The 5,037-nt window shown below is 64.0% G+C and carries 5 protein-coding genes; all 5 read left to right on the forward strand.

From position 1 onward, the window contains the following. Positions 1-443, forward strand: a 443-nt coding sequence (locus EN781_RS25455; RefSeq protein WP_127400441.1) for a c-type cytochrome, incomplete at its 5' end; no start/stop codon positions are given. A gap of 171 nt (positions 444-614) precedes the next feature. Next, positions 615-2,174: a cytochrome c oxidase accessory protein CcoG gene (gene ccoG / locus EN781_RS25460; RefSeq protein WP_189347844.1), complete on the forward strand. Its 1,560-nt coding sequence runs from the start codon at positions 615-617 to the stop codon at positions 2,172-2,174. After that, on the forward strand, positions 2,171-2,665 hold the full coding sequence (locus tag EN781_RS25465) for a FixH family protein (RefSeq protein WP_126058906.1): 495 nt from the start codon (positions 2,171-2,173) through the stop codon (positions 2,663-2,665). The genes ccoG and EN781_RS25465 overlap by 4 nt, the downstream gene beginning before the upstream one ends. Next, positions 2,662-4,953, forward strand: a complete 2,292-nt coding sequence (locus EN781_RS25470) for a cation-translocating P-type ATPase (RefSeq protein WP_126058905.1) — start codon at positions 2,662-2,664, stop codon at positions 4,951-4,953. Before EN781_RS25465 ends, EN781_RS25470 begins: the two co-directional genes overlap by 4 nt. Continuing rightward, the coding region (ccoS, locus tag EN781_RS25475) for a cbb3-type cytochrome oxidase assembly protein CcoS (protein ID WP_127400443.1) at positions 4,950-5,037 on the forward strand (88 nt) is incomplete at its 3' end. The genes EN781_RS25470 and ccoS, both read left to right, overlap by 4 nt.

Here is a 5,037-nt window from a genome sequence, read left to right on the forward strand (position 1 = left end):
ACGACTGGTTGTGGGGCGGCAATGCCGAGCAGCTCGAGCAGACAATCATGCACGGCATCCGCTTCGCCTCCAATCCTGATACGCGGCAATCGGAAATGCCTGCCTTTGGCGACATCATCACGGGCGACCAGATCAAGCAGGTCAGCGCCTATGTCGCCAGCCTTTCCGGTCCGGTCCAGGACAAAGGCCTGATCGAGCCCGGCGCCAAGGTGTTCGCGGAAAATTGCGTCGCCTGCCATGACGCTAATGCGAAGGGCAACAGGGAGTTCGGGGCGCCCGACCTGACCGATGCGATCTGGCTCTACGGATCGGGCGAGATGGCCATCGCGGCCCAGGTCCGCGTGCCGAAACATGGCGTCATGCCAGCCTGGATCGGACGTCTCGGCGAGACCAAGGTCAAGGAGCTTGCGGTCTACGTCCATTCGCTTGGCGGCGGAGAATAGGAGGCGGGGCCTATTCTCGGCCCTCGGCCGCCAAAGCGTAGAGGCCCGGCCAGCGCCGGGCCTCGTTTCATTCCGTCATGTGAAGATTGACCTGCATCAACGCGGCGAAGCCCGTCCGGCGGCAAGAGTTGCTCGGGCGGGATTATCGGTCGTGCGCAAATGGAGATGAAGGTGCTGGATCAGACGCAGGTGGAACGGCTGGAGGCAGAGGCGGTCAACTCCGCCAGGGTCCGGCAGCCGCTTTATGCCCCGCGCAGGAAGATCTTCCCGAAACGCGCTTCAGGCAGCTTTCGCCGCTTCAAATGGCTGGTGATGGCGATCACGCTGGGCATCTACTACCTGACGCCATGGCTGCGGTGGGATCGCGGCGCGTTCGCGCCCGATCAGGCAGTGCTGCTCGATCTCGCCAACCGCCGCTTCTACTTCTTCTTCATCGAGATATGGCCGCAGGAATTCTACTACGTCGCTGGACTTCTGATGATGGCCGGCATCGGCCTCTTCCTGATTACATCCACGGTCGGCCGCGCTTGGTGCGGCTATACCTGCCCGCAGACCGTATGGGTCGACCTGTTCCTGGTGGTGGAGCGGGCGATCGAAGGCGATCGCAACGCCCGCATGAAGCTTGACGCCGGCCCATGGACGGCACGCAAGCTGGTGCTGCGTGCATCGAAGCACGCCATCTGGCTGGTGATAGCGGCAGCAACCGGCGGCGCCTGGATCTTCTATTTCGCCGATGCGCCGACACTGGCCGGTGAGGTTTTCCATGGCACGGCCGCGCCGGTCGCCTATGTGACCATCCTCGTGCTGACGGCGACCACCTACACATTCGGCGGGCTGATGCGCGAACAGGTCTGTACCTACATGTGCCCATGGCCGCGCATCCAGGCCGCCATGCTGGACGAGAATTCGCTCACTGTGACTTACAATGACTGGCGCGGCGAGCCCCGCTCGCGCCATGCCAAGAAAGCCCTTGCCGCCGGACAGCCAGTTGGCGATTGCGTCGACTGCAATGCCTGTGTCGCTGTCTGCCCGATGGGTATCGACATTCGGGACGGTCAGCAGCTCGAATGCATCACCTGCGCGCTCTGCATCGATGCCTGCGACAGCGTGATGGACAAGCTCGGCAGGCAGCGCGGACTGATCTCCTATGCGACATTGTCCGACTACAATGCCAACATGGCTGTGGCCACTGCGGGGGGGTCACGCCCGGTGGATCCCTCGCTGGTGCGAACTGCCGACGGCGCCTTTTCGGAAAAGTTGGCGCATTTCCACATTCGCAAGATCTTCCGTCCGCGCACCTTCATCTATCTGGGCGCATGGTCGGCGGTCGGGCTCGCGCTGCTCTATTCGCTGCTGACCCGCGAGCGCCTGGAGCTCAACGTCCTGCACGACCGCAATCCGCAATTCGTGACGCTCTCGGACGGCTCGATCCGCAACGGCTACACCGTCAAGCTGCTCAACATGATCCCCGAGCCGAGGACGATCGTCGTCACATTGCAAGGCCTGCCGGGCGCCGAGATGAGCGCGGTCGGCATTGAGCTTCCCCCCGCCCGCTCTTTCGCCACCCTGGCCGATCCCGACCGGCTGAAGACGCTGAAGGTCTTCGTCCGCCAGCCAGCCGACCAGATCGGCGGCGCCGCGCAGAGCTTCAAGTTCCTGATCGAGGACAAGGCCGGCCTCGAATCCGCCGAATACACGGCCACGTTCAATGCACCGGAGCCCGCCAGATGAGCGCCCATTCGCAGAAATCCCGCGAATTCACCGGCCGGCATATGCTGTTCATTATTCTCGGCTTCTTCGGCGTGGTCATTGGCGTCAACCTGACCATGGCGACGCTGGCCAGCAAGAGTTGGACCGGGCTCGTTGTCGAAAACACCTATGTGGCGAGCCAGCAGTTTAACCGAAAGGCCGAGGAAGGGCGCGCGCGGGCGGCGCTCGGCTGGACCGGCAAACTGACGATCGCATGGGGTGAGGTCCGCTACGGCCTCAGCGATGCCGCAGGCAAACCCGTTCCCCTGCACGCGGTGAAGGTTTTGTTTCGCCACCCCGCCTACGAGGCAGAGGACAAGTCCATCATTCTGGCCTCCACGGGCCAAGAATTTGCAGCGCAGCACACGCCGAGAGATGGCGTCTGGATCGTCGAAGTCGATGCCGATGCCGGTCTCGCGGAACCCTATCGCGACGTCCGTAGAATCATGATCTCCCATGGAGCGCTGCAATGAGCTGTTGTGCACCGGGCGCTGAAATGGCGTTGGCTCTGAACGAGAGCGCAGCCGCCCTGCCGTCAAGCCAGGAAATGCGGTTGGCTAGCCGCTCGCTTGGCGGGGACCTGCGCCAAACGGATCTCTCGGTACCGGCGGTTCACTGCGCAGCCTGCATTCAGACGATCGAGACAGCGCTTGGAAAGCTCGGGCGTATCGAGAGCTCGCGCGTCAATCTGTCGACAAAGCGCGTTTCGGTGCGGTGGCACGGTGACGAGGTTCCGCCAATCGTCGCCACGCTTGGGCGGCTGGGCTACGATGCGCACCTGTTCGATCCGGAGGCTGACGGCCAGGACAAGACGCTCTCGGAACTGATCCGCGCCGTCGCGGTCGCCGGCTTTGCGGCGGGCAACATCATGCTGCTTTCGGTGTCCGTCTGGTCCGGCGCCGAGGGGCCGACGCGCGATCTGTTTCATTGGGTGTCTGCACTGATCGCCATCCCCGCGCTCGCCTTCGCCGGCGGCATCTATTTCCGCTCGGCCTGGAATGCGCTGCGTCATGGACGCATGAACATGGATGTGCCGATCGCTGTCGGCGTCTCGCTGGCCTACGCTATGAGCCTCTACGAGACGATCAACCACGGCGACCACGCCTATTTCGACGCGTCGGTGTCGCTGCTGTTCTTCCTGTTGATCGGCCGCACACTGGATCATGTGATGCGGGAGCGGGCACGGACCGCGGTGAACGGACTGGCACGGCTCGCAGCGCGCGGCGCCGTAGTGCTGCGTGGCGATGGCATCCGCGACTACCTGCCGGTCGGCGAGATCGAACCCGGCATGGAGTTGCTCATCGCCGCCGGAGAGCGAATTCCGGTCGATGGCAACATCCTCAGCGGAAACTCGGATCTCGATTGCTCGCTGGTATCCGGGGAAAGCACGCCCCGCACCGTGGGCCTGGGGGCGCAGGTTCAGGCCGGCACGCTCAATCTCACCGGTCCGCTGAAAATGCAGGCGACGGCCGCCGCGAAGGATTCCTTCCTGGCCGAAATGGTCCGGCTCATGGAAGCCGCAGAAGGTGGCCGCTCCCAGTATCGCAGGATCGCCGACCGGGTCTCTGCCCTCTACGCACCTGTGGTCCACCTCGCGGCCTTGCTGACGTTCCTGGGCTGGATGGTCGCGTCCGGCGACTGGCACCTGGCAATGACGATCGCAATTGCCGTTCTTATCATCACTTGCCCATGCGCGCTCGGCCTCGCCGTGCCGATCGTGCAGGTGGTCGCGGCGCGACGCCTGTTCGAAGCCGGTGTCATGGTCAAGGATGGTTCGGCCATGGAACGGCTGGCGGCGATCGATACCGCACTGTTCGACAAGACCGGGACGCTCACGCTCGGCCAGCCAAGGCTGGTCAACGCGCCGTCCATCGACCCGACCATGCTGGCGATCGCGGCAGACATCGCCGCGCATTCGCGCCATCCGTTCTCGAAGGCCATAGCCGGTTTCGCGGGCTTTTCCGGTCAACCCAGTCTCGGATCCGTCGGTGAGCACCCAGGCTTTGGTATCGAGGCCAGCACAGAGGGCAACACCTGGCGTCTCGGCCGGCGCGGATGGGCTGGATGGAAGGCACGGACCGGCGGCGAAGGTAAATATGGCGGCTATGGCGGGACGGTGCTTTCGAAGAACGGGACGATCGTCGCCGCCTTCGCGTTCGAGGATGCGGCGCGCTCCGATGCCAAGGCAGCGCTCGCAAAGTTGCAGGATGCCGGCGTATCCGTCGAGATGCTGTCCGGCGACACCGCCAATGCCTGTGCCGAAGTCGCCAAGGCGCTGGATATCGACAGCTACGTTCCGGCGCTGCTTCCGTCCGGCAAGGTCGAGCGGATCGGGGCTCTGTCGAGGCAGGGCCACAAGGTTCTGATGGTGGGCGATGGGCTGAACGACACGCCCGCGCTTGGTGCGGCGCATGTCTCGATGGCCCCGGCGACCGCGGCCGATGTCGGTCGCAATGCCGCCGACTTCGTCTTCCTGCGCGAAAGCCTCCTGGCTGTGCCTTTGGCATTGGACATTTCCCGCAAGGCGGGCCGACTGATCGGGCAGAACATCGCAATTGCGATCGTCTACAACGCGTTTGCGGTGCCGATCGCCATATCTGGGCATGTGACGCCGCTCATCGCAGCGGTCGCGATGTCCGCCTCGTCGCTGCTTGTGATCGGAAACGCCCTGCGACTGCAAGGCTCAGCGAAAAGTTCATCGGCTGAAAGCGCTCCGCAAGATCGGCGCGCACCCCCCGGCCTGCTGGTTCGACCCTCATGACGACGCTCGTCTACCTCATCCCGGTGGCGCTGTTCCTCGGTGCGCTTGGACTGACTGGCTTCCTGTGGGCCCTGAGGAGCGGTC

The organism is Mesorhizobium sp. M4A.F.Ca.ET.090.04.2.1, from assembly GCF_003999085.1.
Taxonomy (GTDB): Bacteria; Pseudomonadota; Alphaproteobacteria; order Rhizobiales; family Rhizobiaceae; genus Mesorhizobium.